Origin of the sequence: Baekduia sp. (genome assembly GCF_035318805.1) — a bacterium.
GTDB lineage: Bacteria > Actinomycetota > Thermoleophilia > Solirubrobacterales > Solirubrobacteraceae > Baekduia.
The window spans coordinates 40,480-59,172 of record NZ_DATHDY010000074.1 but is presented as its reverse complement, the minus strand read 5'-3'; the positions used below and the strand labels follow the sequence as shown (position 1 = coordinate 59,172).

18 protein-coding genes are annotated in these 18,693 nt (G+C 68.3%); 9 read left to right on the top strand and 9 right to left on the bottom strand.

Annotated elements, in window-relative coordinates; all coding sequences use genetic code 11:
- Positions 1-161 precede the first annotated feature (161 nt).
- The 3 genes from VK501_RS17085 (at position 162) to VK501_RS17075 (ending at position 2,711) form a co-directional block, all read left to right on the top strand.
- Positions 162-635 (top strand): tyrosine-type recombinase/integrase, encoded by a 474-nt coding sequence (locus VK501_RS17085; protein ID WP_324339430.1) that lies wholly within the window; start codon positions 162-164, stop codon positions 633-635.
- A gap of 531 nt (positions 636-1,166) precedes the next feature.
- Complete coding sequence (locus tag VK501_RS17080) at positions 1,167-1,307, top strand: hypothetical protein (RefSeq protein ID WP_324339428.1); 141 nt, start codon at positions 1,167-1,169, stop codon at positions 1,305-1,307.
- Positions 1,308-1,661: 354 nt separating this feature from the next.
- Positions 1,662-2,711 (top strand): hypothetical protein, encoded by a 1,050-nt coding sequence (locus tag VK501_RS17075; protein WP_324339426.1) that lies wholly within the window; start codon positions 1,662-1,664, stop codon positions 2,709-2,711.
- Between the two features lie 697 nt (positions 2,712-3,408).
- On the opposite strand, the gene VK501_RS17070 is transcribed toward VK501_RS17075, so the two are convergent.
- Complete coding sequence (locus VK501_RS17070; protein ID WP_324339424.1) at positions 3,409-4,305, bottom strand: XRE family transcriptional regulator; 897 nt, start codon at positions 4,303-4,305, stop codon at positions 3,409-3,411.
- Between the two features lie 131 nt (positions 4,306-4,436).
- On the opposite strand from VK501_RS17070, the gene VK501_RS17065 reads away from it, so the two are divergent.
- From VK501_RS17065 to VK501_RS17050, 4 genes are read left to right on the top strand one after another with little or no spacing between them, the layout of a single operon-like run.
- Positions 4,437-4,733, top strand: coding sequence for a hypothetical protein (locus VK501_RS17065; protein ID WP_324339422.1), 297 nt, complete (start codon positions 4,437-4,439; stop codon positions 4,731-4,733).
- A 2-nt stretch (positions 4,734-4,735) separates the two neighbouring features.
- Positions 4,736-5,260 (top strand): hypothetical protein, encoded by a 525-nt coding sequence (locus VK501_RS17060; protein WP_324339420.1) that lies wholly within the window; start codon positions 4,736-4,738, stop codon positions 5,258-5,260.
- A complete protein-coding gene (locus tag VK501_RS17055) occupies positions 5,257-5,808 on the top strand; it encodes a hypothetical protein (protein ID WP_324339418.1) in 552 nt (183 codons plus the stop codon). The genes VK501_RS17060 and VK501_RS17055 overlap by 4 nt, the downstream gene beginning before the upstream one ends.
- Positions 5,805-7,148 (top strand): ThiF family adenylyltransferase, encoded by a 1,344-nt coding sequence (locus VK501_RS17050; protein ID WP_324339416.1) that lies wholly within the window; start codon positions 5,805-5,807, stop codon positions 7,146-7,148. The genes VK501_RS17055 and VK501_RS17050 overlap by 4 nt, the downstream gene beginning before the upstream one ends.
- 501 nt (positions 7,149-7,649) lie before the next feature.
- On the opposite strand, the gene VK501_RS28800 is transcribed toward VK501_RS17050, so the two are convergent.
- Together VK501_RS28800 and VK501_RS17045 are read right to left on the bottom strand one after the other, a co-directional pair.
- Positions 7,650-7,817, bottom strand: coding sequence for an ATP-binding protein (locus VK501_RS28800; protein ID WP_349261030.1), 168 nt, complete (start codon positions 7,815-7,817; stop codon positions 7,650-7,652).
- 32 nt (positions 7,818-7,849) lie between these two features.
- Positions 7,850-8,338, bottom strand: a complete 489-nt coding sequence (locus VK501_RS17045; RefSeq protein WP_324339414.1) for a hypothetical protein — start codon at positions 8,336-8,338, stop codon at positions 7,850-7,852.
- 89 nt (positions 8,339-8,427) lie between these two features.
- On the opposite strand from VK501_RS17045, the gene VK501_RS17040 reads away from it, so the two are divergent.
- Complete coding sequence (locus VK501_RS17040) at positions 8,428-9,222, top strand: ImmA/IrrE family metallo-endopeptidase (protein ID WP_324339412.1); 795 nt, start codon at positions 8,428-8,430, stop codon at positions 9,220-9,222.
- On the opposite strand, the gene VK501_RS17035 is transcribed toward VK501_RS17040, so the two are convergent.
- The 4 genes from VK501_RS17035 to VK501_RS17020 form a co-directional block, all read right to left on the bottom strand.
- Positions 9,219-11,213 carry an HD domain-containing protein gene (locus VK501_RS17035; protein ID WP_324339410.1) on the bottom strand — a complete coding sequence of 665 codons (1,995 nt, stop codon included), beginning with the start codon at positions 11,211-11,213 and terminating at the stop codon, positions 9,219-9,221. The genes VK501_RS17040 and VK501_RS17035 overlap by 4 nt on opposite strands.
- A gap of 478 nt (positions 11,214-11,691) precedes the next feature.
- Positions 11,692-13,128 carry a SpoVR family protein gene (locus VK501_RS17030; RefSeq protein ID WP_324339408.1) on the bottom strand — a complete coding sequence of 479 codons (1,437 nt, stop codon included), beginning with the start codon at positions 13,126-13,128 and terminating at the stop codon, positions 11,692-11,694.
- Positions 13,125-14,255, bottom strand: a complete 1,131-nt coding sequence (locus VK501_RS17025; RefSeq protein WP_324339406.1) for a DUF444 family protein — start codon at positions 14,253-14,255, stop codon at positions 13,125-13,127. Before VK501_RS17025 ends, VK501_RS17030 begins: the two co-directional genes overlap by 4 nt.
- A gap of 16 nt (positions 14,256-14,271) precedes the next feature.
- Positions 14,272-16,191 carry a hypothetical protein gene (locus VK501_RS17020; protein ID WP_324339404.1) on the bottom strand — a complete coding sequence of 640 codons (1,920 nt, stop codon included), beginning with the start codon at positions 16,189-16,191 and terminating at the stop codon, positions 14,272-14,274.
- A gap of 329 nt (positions 16,192-16,520) precedes the next feature.
- On the opposite strand from VK501_RS17020, the gene VK501_RS17015 reads away from it, so the two are divergent.
- Positions 16,521-16,817 carry a hypothetical protein gene (locus VK501_RS17015; RefSeq protein WP_324339402.1) on the top strand — a complete coding sequence of 99 codons (297 nt, stop codon included), beginning with the start codon at positions 16,521-16,523 and terminating at the stop codon, positions 16,815-16,817.
- A gap of 78 nt (positions 16,818-16,895) precedes the next feature.
- Here the strand turns inward: VK501_RS17015 and VK501_RS17010 are convergent, their stop codons facing one another.
- Positions 16,896-17,858, bottom strand: a complete 963-nt coding sequence (locus VK501_RS17010; RefSeq protein ID WP_324339400.1) for a calcium-binding protein — start codon at positions 17,856-17,858, stop codon at positions 16,896-16,898.
- Complete coding sequence (locus VK501_RS17005) at positions 17,845-18,456, bottom strand: hypothetical protein (protein ID WP_324339398.1); 612 nt, start codon at positions 18,454-18,456, stop codon at positions 17,845-17,847. The genes VK501_RS17010 and VK501_RS17005 overlap by 14 nt, the downstream gene beginning before the upstream one ends.
- Positions 18,457-18,693: the final 237 nt, after the last annotated feature.

The window sequence follows — 18,693 nt, the reverse complement described above, 5'->3', positions numbered from 1 at the left end:
GGTCAACCTCGACGTGTTCAGCCCGGAGGAGATCATGGCCCTCATCCGCGCCGCCGAGTCCGAGCAGGACGCCGCCATCTACCTCACCGCCGCCTTCACCTGCCTCCGTCGCGGCGAGCTCATCGCTCCGCTGGCGCGACGTCGACTTCCCGGGGTCGGTTGTGCGCGTCCGCGCGTCGTACTCCGCCGGCGCGCTGACCAGCCCGAAGAGCGGCAAGGTGCGATCGGTGCCGATGGCGCCGCAGGTGGCGGAGACGCTGGCGCGCCTCGGACGGCGCGGGTGGTCAGTCGGCGATGACGACCTGGTGTTCGTCGGCGAGGGCGGCGGGTTCGTCGACGGCTCGGCGTTGCGCCGCCGCTACAAGTTCGCGCTGGAGCGCGCCGGCCTGCGGTCGTTGCGGTTCCACGACCTGCGCCACACGTTCGGCACCCGGGCGATCGGCAAGGCCGACATCCTGCGGGTCAAGGAGTGGATGGGCCACGCCGACGTCGCCACGACGATGCGCTACCTGCACTACGTCCCGCGACCCGAGGACGCCCGCCTGATCGCCGCGGCGTTCGCGATCGAGGCGCCGCCGGTCATGGCGTTCAGCTCGGAGCCCGGCTGGTCGCCGCAGCGTGGTCCGGGGCACTGACGGAAGCGGCGCCGGGGAGGCCCGGGACGCCTCCAGTCTGCCGTCGTCGGGTCGGTCCTACCCGTCTCGCACCCCGTCTCGCGGCAAGACGGGTAGGGCTGCCGCTCGCCCCGCCGTTGCTGGTGATCGGCGCCCTCCGCGTGCTCGACCACCCACACCCACCATGTACTTCGTAGCGATGTTGAGCGTGGGTGGTCGAGCCCACTCCGGGCGAGGTGGCTGGAGGGGCGGGGCGAGCGGCAGCGGGAGGTAAGGTTGGTGCGATGCGAGAGGGGCGCCAGGTGACGGCGAGTTGCACAACGGGATGGTGCGACTGGATCCACCGCGAGCTGTGGCTGTGCGATGACGGCCTGCTGCTGGTCCGGCTCGATCTCAAGCCCACGCGAGCACACCGGAAGGGTCCAACGGTGTCGACGACGCTGCGGCGGCGACCGGTCCGTGGCGCCGAGCTGACCGAGGCGCGCACAGCCGACAAGCAGCCTGTCTGCATTTCGGCCGACGAGATCGCCGCCGCGCGGGCGCCGAGGCAGGATGGCCGACCGCCTGGCGCTCGACCTCCGCAGCGGCGCGAAGCACCAGCTGTCGTGGATGACCGTCGACCGCGCCGACGTGCCGCTGCTGACTGCGTGGGGCATCGAGCCGCCCAGCCCGGCCGCATTCGGTCGCCGTTGAGGGCGTGCGTGCACGCGTGCACGCACGCGACGTAGCTCGCGTGCATCGAGGCGCGCCAGCCGCGACGCTCGCTTGTCCTCGACAAACGCTCTGCGCCACTGAGTGGAATGTAGGCAGCACGACCCCATTGGCAGAGCGCGCCGCATCCGGGCCAACGAATGGGCCACGGCAAAAGCACTACGTTGGAGCACCGCACACCGTAACGAGGCGCGCTGATCGCGATCACGGGGCACGGGGCGCCCCTAGAGAGCAGCAACGATAAGGCTGGGCGTCTTGCGCATCACGCGCGAAAAGCGGATGCGCAGACACGGCGGGCCGGTGACGCCGTCAGGACGCCATCTACACTTCCGCGTCGTGGATCTCGTCCTTGTCACCGGAGCGGGCGCAAGCCGTGAGCTCGGCGCGACCGGCCCCATGCCGCTCATGGCCGACTGGTCCACGCACTTGATCGATCGGCTCGATGCCCAGATCCCGGGGCTCGCTCGCTCGATGGGACTCACGCCCGGGCTCGATGGCGAGCACTTCGAAGAGGCGCTTGGTGCCTGGTTGAAGTGGCGGGCGATGCGAGACCTGCAGCAGCGTTTCGGCAGCTTCGGCGGCCCGGAGCCCAACAGCGTCAACGGCGAGGTGACCGGGCACCGCCACCGCGAGGATCAGCGCATTGAGTTAGTCGTGCGGATCCTCAACGAGACGCTATACGAGCTCTTCGGCCGCGAGGCGATCGATGACAACGCCGCCCAGCAGGCCTACCGCGTTCTGCTTGCCGGATTGACCTTCAAGTCCTTGGTCTGCGTTACCACGAACTACGATGTCGCCCTTGAGATCGGCGTCGTCGGCATCGGGCGCGGGCCGTACACCGGCTTCGATCCGCCCAGCTACGGGGCCACGCCGGTCTTCAACCCGGCCGGCATGGTCAACCGCGCACGGGAGGGCGGCTCTGTCGCCGTCATCCACCTCCACGGCAAGGTGGGCTGGTACGCCGACAACAGCAAGGTGTACGACATGAACGCCGACCGTCCCCACAACGCGACGCTCGGCACACCCGTCGTCCTCTATCCGGATCCCGAGAAGCAGCCGACCCGCGATGTCCTCGTCGCGGATCTGTGGACCGAGTTTACCGACGCGGCGCAGGCTGCGACGCACATCCTCGTCGTCGGCCACTCGCTTCACGATCCGTCCCTGGTGGCCGAGCTCAAGCGCTCGGGCGCCAAGGTCGGCGTCGTCGTTTACGACGGCCTCAAGCACGAGCAGGTCACGCGCGAGGTTCAGCGCGTCCGCGACCTCCTGCCGAAGGCCCACGTGGTCCCCGGCACGTTCGGCACGAGCCCGCAGTTCTCGGGCATCGAATACGACGCGTGGATGAAGGGCGCCCAGCCCATCTTCCCCGCTTACATCCGTACCTAGCTCGCCGGCGCACCGCGCCCGCCCGGACTCCGGCCGTGTGACGCTCGTCGCCAGCGCGCCTGGCGCGCCGGCGCCCGACGTAGTACACCAACGTGGTCTCGAGGCCGGGTGCGCGGGAGGCCCATTCGTCGCGGACCTTGCGCCACCAGCCGCAAATCGCCGCCCCACCACTTGCTAGCCGGCGGACTGCTTTTGCAACGTGGAAGGGGAACTGGCGGCAATCAGCGTATGTCGGTACCGGCAGGTTTCTCCGCGCAGCGGTCGAACGCCTCGCGCGGGTGACGGCCAAGCAAGTCTGCACGTCCGGCTATTCCAAGCGGGTGCGGGCACGTGACGCAGGCCACCAAGAACGCCGTCTATGCGGCCCACCGCATCATCCAGCACTTCAACGGCAAGACAGGCGAAGTCGACCATCTCGTAAGCCTCGAACTCGGCGGCTCCAACTCGCGGGTGAACCTGTTCCCTGACGCCGCGGCCCCCGGCTCCGGGTTCGCACGAGAAAGACAAGCTGGAGAACGCTGTGCGCGCCGACGTCTGCGACGGCAAACTCACGCAGAGAAAGGCACAGACGCTCATCGCCAAGGACTGGGCGGCGGCCCACGACGCTCGCTTCCCCTGAGCCATCGATGGACGCCGGCGCCACACGAGGTGCACCACGTCAAGCGCCGGTTACATCGCTTAGGTGCGGAAGCGCGATTTAGGCGAGCCCGATGTTCATGAGGCGGAAGCTCATGGCCTCCTCAGAGACCTGATAGCGACGCGCGAGGTTGGCGACGCTGCGCTCTCCGTTGGCCCAGTCGGCGCGTAGCCAGCGCTCGTCCATGAGGAGGGCGGCGGCGAACGCGTTGGCCTCGCGTTCGTCGGCGTACCGGAAGTTCGGGGGTTCGCCGAGCGCGGCGTCAAAGAATTCGAGGTAGTAGCCGGCTTCGTGGCGTAGGACCGCGTGGCCTAGCTCGTGGGCCAGTGAGAACCGCTGCCTGTTACGAGCGTGGTGTTGGTTAACCCCGATGACGTAGTTGTCGTCATCTACTTCGACGATGAGCGCCGACAGCGAGTCTGGGAAGTCCCACGTTTTGATGGGTACTCGCAATGTGCGCGCGATGTCTTTGAGCTTGACCGGCGGTTGGTGAATGCCGCAACGGTCTAGGAGCTCGCGCGCCGCACCATGGGGCTTGAGGTAGTGCAGGTCCGGGATATCGCTGTCGGGCACGGAGCGGCTCTCGGCGTCATCCAGGAACGAGGTTATGGCGTCGGCTAGGGGCTGGTGGTGCAGCTCGACGAGCTGGGCTCGCAGCGTCAAGCCCACAGGCCGTGGGCGCGCCGCGCGGATGGCCTCGGTGCGCAGGAAGTACTCGGGCTCTTTGTCGAGTGCGACACAGAGCTTGGCGAGGTCTTCGATTTTAAGCCGGCGCGTCCCGTTCTCCAGCGCCGAGACCATGGAGGTCTTGTAGCCGACGGCGTCGCCTAGCGCCCCCTGCGACAGGCCGCGTTCCTCGCGCGCACGACGAATACGGCCGCCTAGCTCAACGCCAAGCGCGTCCTCTAGGACCTCGGTCGGCATGTCGTCGTCGTGAGAGATGTGGGTGCTTGCCATAGGGCTGCCGGGTCCGCTGCTACTATCTGTGGCAGTCGATTCCACAAATAGCGAAGGCGGGCGGGCGCTTGGTGCTCGACTGAGTATAGGTCGGCCCACGGACCCGTCTTCGCCATATCAAGGAGAGCCTCATGAGTTCCGAGACGAAGGCAGACGCGCAGGACGAGCACGGCGGCGGGAAGGGCAAGCAGGACGTCGAGGTGACGGTGTTCGCGCCGCGGGTAACCGAGGGCCGGGTGTTCACCTGGGACAAGCACCTGACGGTCGGCGCGGCCGCCCAGGAGGCGGCCACCGCGTTCGGGTACGCCGCCGGGACCCCCACGCTGGCCAAGGACGATGTGGCGCTGGACCGCGACAAGCAGCTGGTCGCCGCGCACGTTCGCGACGGCGACGAGCTGGACCTCGTCGACACCGGCGGCGGGGTCTGATGATGCTGCTGTCGGAGGACACCGTCCGCGCCTACGTCGCCGAGGAGTTGCCGGCGGCGAAGGCGTGGGCGCAGCGCCGCGGGAGGCAGCTGTCCTTCGACGAGGAGGCGCTCTCGCTCACCCTGCCCCTGTATGGCCCGCGTGCCAGCGACAACGGCGACCCGGAGGCCTACTGCCTGCGCGGGACCTTCGACGACTACCGGGCCGTGCCGCCGACCTGGTGGTTTATCCACCCCGACTCCGAGGCTGACATCGGACCGGCGGCCTACCCCGCGTCGCCGAGCCCGCACCCACGAGGGTCTGGCCTGTTCCTCGCCAGCGGCCCGACCGGCGCCGTTATCTGCGCCCATTTCAACCGCCTCGCCTACGCCGAGGAACAAGGCCCCCACGGCGACTGGGGCGCCACGACGAACTGGCTGAACACGCCGCCGTCGAACTACACGCGCGCCGAGACCATCGGCGACATGCTCGCCCGCATCTCCTTGGAAGTCGACGAGAGCCAGGGACGGATGGCGCCACTGCCATGAAGCTCACACGACGCTACGCCGACGACGCACGGCGGAAGTCTCGCCTCCCGGTCCGTGATCTCCGCGGCAACTTCCTCATCACCGACAGCGCCCTTGACGCCGCCGCCCGGTTGCTGCCCAGCTACCGCGGCGCCGACGGCGACCACGAAGGCCTCGTCTTCCTGCTCGGCCGCGAGACCGAGACCCTGACCATCTTCACCACCGCGCTGGCTCCCGACGCCGACCACGGCTGGGGCCACGTCATCTGCGACGAGGCCGCCGTCGGCTCCGCCGCCCGCTCGGCCCGCGCCCACGGCCTCGGCATCCTCGGCCAGGTCCACACTCACGGCCGCGACGCCACCGAGCATTCCATCGGCGACGACACGCTCATCGTCATGCCGTTCGAGGGCATGCTCTCCATCATCGCCCCCTGGTACGGCCGCGTCGGCCTGCGGCCCCTGAAGGCGCTCGGCGTCCACCAGTTCCAGGACGAACGGTGGGTGCTCATCCACCCCGCCAGCGTGCGAGACCGCTTCCGGGTCATCCCCGACGGCATCGACCTGCGATGACCCGCGAGGAGTTCGAGCGCGAGTTCCACTCGCGCACCCTGGCCTACCAGTCCGCCTACCGAGCGGATACGCGCCCCGTGGTCGTGCACGTCGGCGACGACGCCCACACGCCCGTCGGCCACGCACTGCTCGTCGGGCTCGTCAACCAGCTCGCCCGCGCCCACCAGCACCTGGTCATCATCGGCGCGACGGACGACAAGCTGCTCAGCCGCGCGACGTTCGCGATGAGCACCACCGAGGCCGCGACCATGGAGCTCGCCCGCGCCATCAACCCGTTCATCACGACCGGCACCGAGCTCGCTGCCGGCCCGCCGCTGGTGACTATCGCCATCGGCAAGACCGCCGGACCCGTGGACCTCCGCGTCGGCTGTGTGGGCTGGTGTGCGACCTTCGGGCCCGACGCGCACATCGACACGACGCCGACCTCCCTGCTCGGCGCGATGCTCGGCTCTAGCATCGCGGCGACCTTCGCCTTCCACCGCCTTCTCGGGCCGGCCGCCGTCCCCGGTCCGTCCTACTCGCTCTGGCATTACGGCCGCCCAGGCGTGCGCCAGGGACCCGCCCTCAGCGGCCCCCTCGACGTCGGCCGCGTCTTGCAGGTCGGCGCGGGCGGCGTCGGTGCTGCGCTCGACTTCTGGCTGGCGCTGCTCGGCGTCACCGGCAACTGGATGGTCTGCGACGGCGACCTCGTCGACATCTCCAACCTCAACCGCCAACTTGCCTTCCTTGCCCACCACGCCGGGTTCCCGGACCCGCCGGCCCGCAACAAGGCGACCATGGCTGCCGAGCTGCTCGGGTCCGCCGCCACCGCCGACCCGCACTGGTACGGAGAAACGCCGACCGTGGTCTCCGGCGAATTTGACGTTGTACTGGCGCTCGCCAACGAGCACGGCGCGCGCGCCGCCCTCCAGGCCCGCCAGGCCCCGGTGCTGCTGCACGCCACCACAAGCGCCAACTGGGAGGCGCAGTTTCACCGGCACGTCGCCGGCCACGACGACTGCATCGCCTGCCGCCTCCCGGAGACCGCTCCACGCCTCCGGTGCGCCGAGACCCGAGTCAACACCGAGACCGGCACCGACGCCGCGCTTCCGTTCCTGTCCGGCGCCGCCGGCCTGTTGCTACTCACCGGCCTCATCCGCCTCCAGCACGACGAGCTCATCACTACCGAGCGCAACTTCATGTCGCTCAACCTCGCCGAGCCGGCAGCCACCGCCCAGCAGCTGCGCCGAAACTGCAGCGACGGCTGCTCGCACTGGGCGCCGCCCCGAGTGCGGCAACGCATCGGCGTGAGGTCCCGGTACGCCCGCCTTGACCCCGCCCGAGCCCAGGACCGAGGGTGACGCAGGTCAACCCTGGCGGCTGATATGGGTGGTTGTTTGTCAAGTGCGCGTGGGTGATCGGACCTCGGCGGGCGCTGGTCTTGGTGTTGTTGGTGTGGTTCGGGGTGCGGGTGGCGGCCGGAGCGGCGAAGGCACTTCAGGCTGATATGCGAGGGCTGGCTACCTCAAGACGGCTGGTGCGCTGCGGCGGGGCCGCGATCTAGGATCGAGCGCGCCGGTCGTCGGGCCGGTGCTCATAGCCGCATCGCGGGTCCCGTGTGGCGCACGCCGGCCGCCACCCCCGCCCCGAACGGGATGTTGGTGGTGTTGGTCAGTCGGGCTGGCGGGCGATCTCCCAGACAAAGCACGCCAGCTCGCGCGCGACGGCGACGGCGACGGCGACGGCGCTTGGCGCGCCCGGCGACCAGGTGCGCCCAGCGGCCCGAGAGCCGCAGCTGGCAGCGCCACGCGGCGTCGATCGCGGCCGGTGTGTCAAGGATCACGGGAATTCCTCAGGTGTGATCACGGGAACTCCCCACCTGTCGGAGTCCCGGTGAGGGCGGGCCGGAGCGCGGCGATGGCGTCGCGGTGGCGGCGCATGCGGTAGCTGTCGCCGGTGATGGAGAGGACGCTGGCGTGGTGTAGGAGGCGGTCAAGGACGGCGGTGGTGACGGTGGTGTCTTCGAAGATGTGGCCCCAGTCGGCGATGCCGCGGTTGGTGGTCAGTCGGCGTCGAGGGCGCGGCGGCCGGGCTTCGGAGACTCGGGCTCTAGCACCCGCCTGAGTGGCCAGCCCGGCACACGTGCGTCAGCTGCGGTGCAAGCGAGGTAGTCGTGGACGAGAGCCAGGATTGCCGCCACGTCGTCAGGCAGCCGCATCGTGACGAGGGCAGAAACTAGCCCGCGGCGGAGCACGCGCTCGCCTCCCGGCCGACCGGCCAGATTGACCAAAAGGTCGATGCGATGGCTCACCGGAGCCGGAAGCACGATCGTGACGTTCTTCCGAGGCAACGAAAGGGGCGAACTTCCAAAGCGAGTGGTGGAGGCGAAGTCACGAAACAGCGCAGACAGCTCATTCGCCGTCTGGGGTGCTCTACACATCACCAATGCACCCACAACATGCTTCCGGTACACGTCCCAACCGCTATGCGCCCGGGCGGCATCCGCCGCGGCGACTAGCAGGGCGTCCACCGGCTCCGGCAGGGCGAACATCGCTGGCCATTGAGGGCAGTGGAGCAATGGCTGCGTACGGTGCATCACGCCCGTCATCCGACCGACCCGCATGCAATATTGGATGAATATTGATATCGACCGCGACAGCGAAGCCCGAGAGGGGCGCCTGGCCGGAACTGGAGCTGCGAACGCTTCCGGATCCGGCCGAGGCGGAAGCGCTGGCGCAGCGCGTTCGTGTGGCCGTATGCGGATCTGACGAGTGGGATCGCGGTCCTGTCGACATCGGGGCGACATGCCAGCTGGGGTCGTTCAAGCTCCATCACCGTCGCCTCGGTGCGGCCACCGGCGGGCTCGAAGCACTGCTTGTGCCCTGCGGCCAGCGATTCGATCTCGTGGTGGATAGCGAACCACCGGGCGGCTGGGAGCGTGTCTCGCCCGAGCTTCGTCCTGAATTGGATCGTCACCGCGAGCGGTTCCGAGTGGCCCACGAGTGGGCGCACTCCCTGTTCTATGAGCGGAACCCGCACGAGGGGTTCGTTCGCCTGGTTGCCGATTCCAACGGGCAGGAGGAGTTCTGCGACAGATTCGCGGCGGCTCTACTCGTCCCCCCATCCGTTGCGGCCGGGATGTCACCGGCTCCGTCCTCGGTTCTCGACCTGCAGCGACGCTTCGACGTGTCCCTTGAGGTCGCGCTTCGCGCTGTTGCGTCGGCCCACCCGGGCACGGTCGCTTGGCTGTTCGTCACCCCTGAACGCGGACGTCCGTTCGTGCAATGGCGCTCTAGCGCGTCGTACTCGTCGTATGTCAAGACCGCCACGGTGATGTGCGCGCTCAACCGAAGGCGCCCCGAAGAACGCGCCGGCGAGTTGGAAATCGTCTGGCTGCGCGCCCGTCGGCAGGCCCTGGTCTTCGCAAACACCTAGGCCGCCTCGGTCGGCGAGGCTTCCTCAGTCGATACCGGGTCTGCTTCGATCAGCGCTCGGGATCTCGCGACCTCAAGAACCTGCGTCACGAGACTCGAGAACGTGCCAGCGCCGCGCGCGGCCGTTGCGCCCGCCGCCTCCATGACTTTGTCCGTGCGGGGATCGTTCCACGGGCTGTACTTCTCGATCGCTCGATTCACCGCCAGACGTAGCACCCACTCTTCCGGGTGTGGCCCGAATTGCTCGTGACGCTCCCACCGCACTCCCATCTCGCCAGCGAGATACGCGGTGATGGCCTGTTCGTCGTCTCGGCTGACGTCGCGTCGAACGAACACGAGGCAACTCCATAGCCGGTGATGCGCCGCGTAGATCTCGGCACCGCGCTCTGAACGACTCTCCTCGTACTCGACGAAGGGCGCGATCCCGCCATTGTGCTGTACCAACACCCTCGCAAGCTTCGGCTTCATCCCTGGACGCGGGAGCCAGATAACCACGCGCGGCTCTGTCTGCGTCTCCGCCGGGTCCCGCATGCCCACCTCGGCGAATCTTTCCGCGTCTCGCTCAAGGCGGTCACGTGCGTCCGGGCTCCCGAACTTTTCGTACAGGTTGGACGCCGACGTGTCCTTGAACCCGACTCTTCCGGCGATCCGGAATAGGTCGCGATCCAGCAGCGCTCGAGCGAGGCCCGAGCTGTGCCGCAATAGCCGCGCTGAGGTAGTGGCCGTGTAGCCGGTAGCGGCCGGGTCCAGGGAGCCCATGTGCTCCAGCAGCCCGTCGTCACCGTGCGCAAGGAACGCAGCCTCCAGTTGACTCCGCACGCTGTCCTGAGCCTCAGCCGCTCGGTCCGGGAGGGCGCTCGCGAACATCTCCTTCAACTTGTACGTCTCGCCGGCCGCAAGTGGAACCTCGTGGCCCTCGACGTCCTCAAGCGCGGCGCCGACCTCCTGGAGCCAAAGGGCGCCTTCCCACCGCTCCAGGGCTTCGCCCAACATGGCGTCAGCGCATAGCTTCGCGTGGTGATAGAGCGCGCGCTCGGACAGCTCGTATCGGTACCGAAGCGCCTTGAGAAGCTCGGAGACGACATCGGTACGTTCGTGGCCGTTGCGTTGGATGTTCAACGCCATTCGCTGACTCAGCGGCCCTCGGCCAGTCGGGACAACAAAGAAGGCTGAGATGAACCGATCACCGAGCCGTGCCGGCAGTCCCGTGAAGAGATGGTCTCGCACGAGGTAGTCCAACAGGTCTGCGCAGATCGTGTTGCCGACGAGATCGGCGACGAACGGGTACTTCATCTCGGCTGGCGAGAGAGTCGGAACGAGCTCCTCGCCAACGCGCCGTTTGGAGATGATGAGCGGAAGCAGCTGCTCGAACAACTCACCTCCCTCGGCGAAGACGGTCGCATCGACCTGGTCGGCGATGTCCGCGGCGCGAGCACCCCAGTCGCTTACTGCGCGGATGCGGGCGCCAACGCCCTCACGGACATCAGCCCAGAGATGACCGAACCGCTCCTGGTTCTCGTCGTGCGACTCGAGGATCCGCAGGTCGTCCTCGATGGTGTGCCCGATCGGGACATGGCAGAGGTCGTGGAGCAACCCGCCGAGCCTAGCGAGGGACACCGCCTCGGCAATCTTGTCGGGAAGCGACGCGGCCTCAGCGGTCTTCCATTCCCCAAATAGGTCGGGAACGGCGTGCAGACCTTCACGCTGGGTGAGGATCTGATCGAGGAGCGTCTGTGCTACACGGACGGTGCCAAGGCTGTGCGAGAAGCGCGTGTGCGTCGCACCGGGGTAGACGAGATGCGTGGTGCCTAGCTGTCGGACTCGTCTGAGCCGCTGGAACGCGTGGGTGTCGACTACGGCAACCTCAAGCCAGTTCAGGTGGATGTCCCCGTGGACCGGATCGGTGATGACCTTGCCTGGCGCCAGCACTTCCGCTGGCAGACCCCACGGCCTCGTGTCGCCTTGGTCCCTAGTCAAACCCCAATCCGGCATCCGTCCAACCTTTCGGTACTGACTGGCCGTCGTGCCAGTTCTCGGCCGATTGTCGGCACTCGGCGCGAAAAAGTCGAGGGTATGCGACACGGTGAGAGACGCCTTGCAGTCGGCGAACCAGAGCCGTGGTAGTAAACCGTGTCCCGAGACATGTCCCCAACCCACCCAAACAACCCCCACGCAACCGCTCCACCCGCTACGCTCTCCCCGCTTCTTGACCGTACTTCCGCTGCTTCGGGGCCTCTCTTAATCCGAAGGCTGGAAGCCGGCGCCGCAGCACCGCTTCCTCGGTGTCGCCCTCGACGAAGAAGCCGGACACGGTGCGATACAGGCCCTCGCGAGGCAGCCGCTCCTCGAGGCGCAGGCTTGCCAGGGTTTCGGTTGATCGCGTCGCGGCAGATGCCGGTGGTCGATGTCGGACCTCGGCTCGACGCAGGACAGGGTCAAGGATGCGCGCGGCTCGCGGCTCGCGACGCGCCTACGCCGGCTCGTGCGCCGAATGCTCCGAGTGCCCGTCCGGGTGTCCGGTGAACCAGATCGCCTTGTCGGTGACGCCCTTGATCGTCTTGACGGTGCATGGCTTTCCCCACAGCATCGCGACCTGCGTGAGCGTGCCGAGCGCGTACTCGCGATCGAGGCCGATGGATTCGTCGCGATGCTCCAGGAGCAGTTCGCCGCGGCCGCGGAAATCGGCGTCGACGATCTCGATGTGCGGGATCCCGAAGGACGAGTGCCGTGGGATCAGGATGTCGCGGATGGCGTCCGCCTCGCGCGAGCTGACGCGGATCTTGCGCTGATCCTGCTGGTCGCGGTCGAACGCGTACAGCCTCGCGAGCATGCAGACCTTCGGGGTGAGGAACTCGCGCAGCAGCGCCTCGTCGTCGTAGTCGCGCAGCACGTTGCGCACCTGCTCGTAGGGGTCGACGTTGCCCGCCCAACTCCAGCGCTCGCGCTCCTCGTCGTCCGGCTCGGCGGCTATCCGCATGATCTCGCGCAGGATGTTGATGCCCAGGTTGTAGGGGTTGACCCCGCCGGGCCGGGGCTGGAGGACGCCGGCGTTGAGTTGCTCGTACTCCCAGTACTGGTCGGCGGGAAGGAACAGGCGCTGGCAGATCTCCTGATGCGCCAGCACGGCCGCGCCCTCGTTGAGGATGTTGGTGCGCATCTGCGGGAGGAAGTAGCTCTGCTCCGAGTGCACGATCGAGATCACGTCGCGCTGCCAATCCTCCAGCGCCCGGGCGTGATGCTCGATGAACCCGAGCAGATCCTCCTGTGGCTCGCGCGGAAAGCGACGCCGCAATGTCTCGCGCTCGGCCGCGATCCGCCGGCGGTCGGCGGCGACCTCGACGGGGAAGAGCGCGTCATAACGGCCGAGCCGGTGCTCGGGCGCCGACACGGCCGCCTTGCGGATCAGGTGCGCCTGGGGCTGATGGACGGCGATCGCGTGGCACGCATCGAGGAAGTCCTCGACACGGTCGCGGCCATGCGCAGCCATGTAGTCGGCGATCCTCTCCGCGGCCGACAGGACGCGCGGCATGATGGCGCGGTCGACCGCGCCGAGCCACCCATTGGTCTCGAACACGAAGCCATGACCGAGGCAGTGAGCGATCACCAGCGTCTGCGCGACCAGGCTGTTTCCCTCCATCAGATAGGCGTGCACGGGCCGCGTGTTGAAGATCAGCTCGTAGACGCGGCTCTGCCCACGCTGGTAGCGCCCGTACTCCGCGTCGAACTGAGCACCCCAACGGGCGCTCGAATACCGTGCCGGCAACCCGTTGGCGGCGGCGAAGTACACCTCTTCGGGACGGACCAGGTGGTAGACGACCTCCGGCACGTCGAGCCCGAGCTCGGCGACGGCGATCTCCCGGCACCGCTCGTCGACGCGCTGGAGGTCGGCCACGGTGTAGTTCGTCATCGAACCGCGGCCTCCACGCCCTCCTTGGCGAAGAACTTCTTGAGCGCCGGCCAGAGCTGCCGGTCGTCCTGGGCGTCCGCGAACACGAAACCCTCCAGCCCCTGGGCCTCGCGCTCGTAGAAAGCCGAGAGCTGGTGCGGGCCGCCCCGGTCGGGATTGACCTCGAGGTAACCCACCAGCGAGCAGATCCGCGTGAGCTGCCGTACGAGCTCCAGGGTGCGCTGGTTGTCGGCGGTGAAGTTGTCGCCATCTGAGACGTGCAGAACGTAGATGTTCCAGTCCTCGGTCGGATAGCGATCGCGCTGGATCTGCATCACGGCCTCGAACGCCGAGGACACCCTCGTCCCACCGGACTCCACGCGGCTGAAGAACTCATGCTCGGTGACTTCGCGCGCCTCGGTGGTGTGGGCGATGAACACCATCGCGGTCTGCTGGTAGCGGCGCCGCAGGAACTGCACGCACCAGTAGAAGAGCAGTCGCGCCATGCGCTTGCGCGTGGCGTCCATCGATCCCGACACGTCCATGGCCAGGAAGATCACCGCCTTGTGCCACGGCCTGGGCCGTTCCCGGTAGGACAGGTAACGCAGGTCGTGCTTGTCGATCCCGCCCAGATGCAGCCGGCCGCGCTTGGCGTTGCGCAACAGGTTCTCGCGCAGGGTCGCCTTCTTGTCGAGCTGCGGACCCTTGCGAGCGATGTCGTTGAAGATCGTCTCGGTCGCCTCGGCGTCGGCGGCAGCCTTGGGCTTCAGGCGCGGTAGATCCAGCTCGGAGAACAGCAGCTGCTCGACGTCGTCCATGTCGAGCCACACCTCGTAGAGCTCCTCGCCCGGCGACGTGCCCGCCTCCCCGCGGCTGGGGTCGGGCCCCGGCGGACCGAGGACGTCGCCGGGCTCGCCGTCTCCCTGGCCGACGCCCTTGCCCTCGCCCCGGTCGAGGATGAACTGCCAGCGCTTGGTGCCCTTGATCGGGATACGGATCCTCTTCTCCGGGCCCGCGGCGATGATGTCCTCCTCGCCGACGCGCTGCTTCAGCTGCTCGGTGATCTTCTTGCGCACCCGGTCGCGGTGATGCAGCGCGTCGCGGCGGCCCGAACCGTGTGGAAGACCCGAGTCGCCGACGACGGTCATCAGACCCTCCCGTGCCTCACCGGTTGAGCAGGTGGCCGACGTAGTCGAGCAGGTCTCTGGCCGAGTGCTCGTTGTAGCCGCGCTCCTCGACCAGGATCGAGAGCACCTCGTTGAGGCGCTTGGCCTGCTCCTTGTCCGGGTTGGTCTTGGAGACCGTCACCTGCACGATGTCCTTGAGCTGGTCGAACAGGTACTCCTCGATGCCGGAAGCGAGGATCGTGTCGGTCTGGTAAGTGAGCGGCCGCTCGCCCTTGCGCAGTGCGATCCCGATGCGCATGAGAACTCCCTGGCGGAACGTGTCCTTGGCCGACTGCGGGACCGCGGGCTTGACGCTCTCCTCGATGCTGCGCATCAGCTTCTCGTCGGGGTCGCGGTCTTCGCTGGTGATCGGGTCCCGGGTCTTGGTCCCCTGGCAGTAGGCCTCGATGTTGGTCAGGTAGTTCTCCAGCAGCCTCTGCGCGTGCTCGGCGAACGCCGGCACGAACGCCTTGCGCACCTCGTCCTTCAGCTGCCGGTCGATCTCCTTGCGGGCATCGACCACGAACGCGCGAAGCTGCTCGCGGGTCTCCTTCGGTGCTTCGAGGCGCTCGATGTACTCCGTGAGCGCGATCAGCGCCATGATCGGTGTCAGGTACTTGTCGGTGTGCTGCTCCACGCCCGCCCTGCGCGCCGCACCCGAAAGGATGTCGACGATCGCGCGGGGGCCCAGGCCGCCCATGCCCTCGTGCTCGGCGGCGCGCTTGATCTCCGGGATCTGGGTCAGCTTCCAATCGCCGACCTCCTCGCCGTCGTAGAGCTTCATCTTCTCGACGACGCCGAGACTCTCATGCTCCCTCAGGCGCGAGAGGACGGACACCATCGCGGCGGCGCGCAGCGCGTGCGGGGCGATGTGCAGATCGTGGCGCGTGCCCGAGCCGGTCAGCAGCTTGCGGTAGATCTTCTCCTCGTCGGAGACGCGCACGTTGTACGGGACGGCGACGCTCACGAGGCGGTCCTTCAGCGCCTCGTTCTTCTGATCGGCCATGAACGCCCGGAACTCGGCCTCGTTCGTGTGCGCGACGATGACGGTGTCGGAGTCGATGTAGCCGAACTTGGCGACCTTGAACTGCTTCTCCTGCGTCATGGTGAGGAAGAGGTTGCGAAACTCGGCCGGGTTCTTGAAGAACTCGACCGCCTCGAACAGGCCGCGGTTGGACTTCGAGAACTCGCCGGCCCAGTCGAGCGCCAACGGATGGGAGTCCGATCCGTGCGTCTCGATCGCCTTGAAGTCCAGGCCGCCGGTCAGTTGCTCCATGCTCATGGACTTCGGGTCTCCCGGCTCGAAGGTGCCGATGCCGACGCGGCTGGCCTCCGAGAACGAGATCCGCTCGACCGGGAACCGCAGGAAATCACCGCCGAACTGGTGCTCGAGCATCCACTGGCAGACGGGGCACAGCGCGCCCTGCACGGGCACGCCGGTGTGCTCGCGCGCCTCGCCCCGCAGTGCGTCGGGGATCAGGTGCAGCGGCTCCTCGTGCATCGGGCAGGCCTGCAGGGCATACACGGCGCCGTCGTCGGTGGACGTCCACGCCTCCAGGCCGCGCTTCAGCAGCGCGGCGACGGAGCTCTTCGCGCCGCCTGGAGGACCCCACAGCAGCAGGATCCGCCGCCGGGTCTCGTGGCCTTGGGCAGCGGTCTCGAAGTAGCGGACCACGCGCTCCAGCGGCACGTCGAGCCCGAACAGCTCGGCGGAGAAGAAGTTGTAGGAAATCTCCCCTGCGTGCAGTCCGTCGGTGCAGCCGGCGGCCTTGACCATGTCGTAGACCCGCTGGTGCGCGGTCGCGGCGATCGTCGGCCGCTGCGCCACCCGGTCGATGTACTCGTTCAGCGTGATGACTTCGGCCTGCTGAACCGGCCCTTGCTTGGCGGCTTTCGCCAGTGCCTCCTTGAAGTCCATATCTCGGCCCATTCGCCTCGCCTCCGATTGCCCGGAACACGGAACACGTGCTCTCGTCAGAAGGTGACACGCCGGTGGCAGACATTCTTGGCCCGATGTCTGAACATCGGCCCGATCGGGTCGCCACCAAGTCCGAACGAGTCGGGTCGGGTGGCGAGACCTGCGTGCCACGCCGGCGACGGAGGGCCGCTACACGCCGACATGTCAACCTCGACGTGTTCATCCCGGAGGAAGCGCTGGCGTTGCGCCGGCGTCGGCGCCGCCTCAGCGCCGCGTAGGGTCGCGGATCCCTGGGCCACCGCGGCCCTCTGGCCCGGAGGTGTGACGTGGTGTACGAGATGCAGGTCGAGCACCTGATCCTGCGGCTCGAAGGGCGGGTCTTCGAGGTCCTCTCCGACCAGGCCGACTTCGGGCAGCGCATCCACGTCAGCGTCGTCGGCTTCGCCGTCAAGGGGCCCGACCGCAAGGGCAACTACAAGGTCCAGATCGGGATGTTGCACAAGGGCGAGATCAACAAGGCCGCCGGCTGGAATGGGATCGAGCTCGACGAGGCCGGCTTTGCGCGCTTCAGCCAGCTGGTCAAGATCGTCCACGCAGCGCGCGACGCGGGGCCCGAGCCCTGGTAGGCGCTGCGTGACCCGGTGCACCGAAGTACGGACCGGGTCGGAGCTTCTGCTTCCGAGCCCCAGCTGGTGACCAGGACCTCAGCGGCTCCGTCGCGCAGGTAGGAGCGTCACCGCGCGGGCCTTTGGCGCCGCGGTGCCCTTGGCGGTCGGAACGAACGTCAAGGTCGCCTTCAGCTTGCCGTGGCGGCGCAGGAGCTTCGTGGTGGAGCTGGTCAGCTTCAACGCGACCGTCTTGGTCCCCTTGAGCTTGCACTTCGCCTCGGCCAGCATCGACTTGCCCGCCTTCAGGCGGAGGTGGCCTGTGCAGGTCGCCTTGGCCGCGCAGGCGAGCGCGATGCGCACCGTGCTGGTTGCGGTCACCCGCAGGGTTCGGGCGCCGCGGAACGTGAGCGCGGGCTTCGCGGGAGGCAGGATCGGGTCCTTGTACACCGGCGGCGGCGGAGCGGGGTCAAGGTCGGTCTCGCAGTTGGCGATCGTGTCGATCGCGTCGTGGGCGACGATGTCGGCGTCGGCGCCGCAGTCGACACGGTCGGCGACACCATCCTTGACCCGGACGGTGTCGGCGCCGGGCCCGCCGAGGAAGGTGTTGCCCGGCCACGCCGTCGAGCCCGGGCTGGGCGAGGCCGTGTAGATGTTGACCAGCTCGTCGTTGCCGGCGCCGCCGTCGAGCGTTGCGCCGCCGAACTCCCCTTCGAGGTGGTCGTCGCCCTCGTCGCCGTAGAGCACGGCCGTGAGGTTGCCGCCGCCACCGAAGCCCTCATACAGCCTGTCGTTGCCGGGGCCGCCGTGGGCGAGCGAGCCGGCGCCGCCGAGTGCGATGCGGTCGTCGCCGGGGCCGCCGTCCAACGTGGAGGGCCCGCCGACCGCCGAGCTCGAGACGAAGTCGTCGCCCGGGCCGCCGATGCCGTTCTGCGCGCCGTAGATCGTGTCGTTCCCGTCGCCGCCGTCCGCGCTGAGCGCGCGAGTGATCTCGTCGTCGCCGGCACCCCCGTCGGCAGCGGCCGCGTCGTACAAGCGGTCGTCCCCGTCACCCCCGCGCATCGTCGCGAGCGCCGCGCCGTCGCGCGCGGTGATGACGTCGCTGCCCGGCCCGCCATCGACCGTCGCCGCGCCGCCCGCCCGCCGTGATGATGTCGTCCCCGGCGCGCCCGTCGATCGTGTCGGCGGCCTCCGGATCGGTCGCGAACGCGTCGGTGCCATCCAGCCGGTCGTCGCCGGCCCCACCGCGCAGCGTGTCGGCGAATTCTCCGCGACCATGCGCGAAGATCCTGACCGTGACGGCAGGATCGGCCACGACGTACAACTGATGGGCCATCCAGCCGCCCTGCACCAGCACGAAGGACTTCACCGTGCTGAGCGGGCAGCGCGCGCCCGTCGCCGACTCGCGTGTGCATGGCGCGGGAACGTCGAAGCCGACGGCGTTGGCCGAGGTGACGATGAGCTCGGACGCCGTCTGGGAGAGGTCGATGTGGATCGCCTCGCCGTCGTCGGCCTGGTAGGTCAGCGCGTCTGGCACCGGTTGCCCGTACACCGTGGCCGTGCCGACGCCGAGGTGCGTGGTGGCGCCGGCGGCAGCGGGCAACAGTGCGGCGAGCGCGCAACCGGCCAGCACGGTGAGGAAGACAGCGCGTTGGAGCACGAGCAGCACCCTAAGGGATGCGGCCGCAGGCCAACACCCGAGCCTGGCCGCGCGTCCCAGCGAACACGCTGCGGTCGGCCCAGTCCGCACTGACGCAGTGCTTCCCTGCCTCTTGTCGCTGGCGGGACAGGCACGACTGTCCCGCGGTACAGGCGGCGCCCCGCCCTCTCCGCGACACGATGCCTATGCAGACGGGCGGGACAGCTCACGGTCCACGATTCACGGGTGGCGTGCCCG

Excerpts from the sequence above, each read along its gene's own strand:
- VK501_RS17080 (WP_324339428.1), top strand. The coding sequence starts at position 1,167 with ATGGCCGACCGCCTGGCGCTCGACCTCCGCAGCGGCGCGAAGCACCAG.
- VK501_RS17070 (WP_324339424.1), bottom strand. The coding sequence starts at position 4,305 with ATGGCAAGCACCCACATCTCTCACGACGACGACATGCCGACCGAGGTC.
- VK501_RS17065 (WP_324339422.1), top strand. The coding sequence starts at position 4,437 with ATGAGTTCCGAGACGAAGGCAGACGCGCAGGACGAGCACGGCGGCGGG.
- VK501_RS17060 (WP_324339420.1), top strand. The coding sequence starts at position 4,736 with ATGCTGCTGTCGGAGGACACCGTCCGCGCCTACGTCGCCGAGGAGTTG.
- VK501_RS17055 (WP_324339418.1), top strand. The coding sequence starts at position 5,257 with ATGAAGCTCACACGACGCTACGCCGACGACGCACGGCGGAAGTCTCGC.
- VK501_RS17050 (WP_324339416.1), top strand. The coding sequence starts at position 5,805 with ATGACCCGCGAGGAGTTCGAGCGCGAGTTCCACTCGCGCACCCTGGCC.
- VK501_RS17045 (WP_324339414.1), bottom strand. The coding sequence starts at position 8,338 with ATGTTCGCCCTGCCGGAGCCGGTGGACGCCCTGCTAGTCGCCGCGGCG.
- VK501_RS17035 (WP_324339410.1), bottom strand. The coding sequence starts at position 11,213 with ATGCCGGATTGGGGTTTGACTAGGGACCAAGGCGACACGAGGCCGTGG.
- VK501_RS17030 (WP_324339408.1), bottom strand. The coding sequence starts at position 13,128 with ATGACGAACTACACCGTGGCCGACCTCCAGCGCGTCGACGAGCGGTGC.
- VK501_RS17025 (WP_324339406.1), bottom strand. The coding sequence starts at position 14,255 with ATGACCGTCGTCGGCGACTCGGGTCTTCCACACGGTTCGGGCCGCCGC.
- VK501_RS17020 (WP_324339404.1), bottom strand. The coding sequence starts at position 16,191 with ATGGACTTCAAGGAGGCACTGGCGAAAGCCGCCAAGCAAGGGCCGGTT.
- VK501_RS17010 (WP_324339400.1), bottom strand. The coding sequence starts at position 17,858 with ATGCGCGGGGGTGACGGGGACGACCGCTTGTACGACGCGGCCGCTGCC.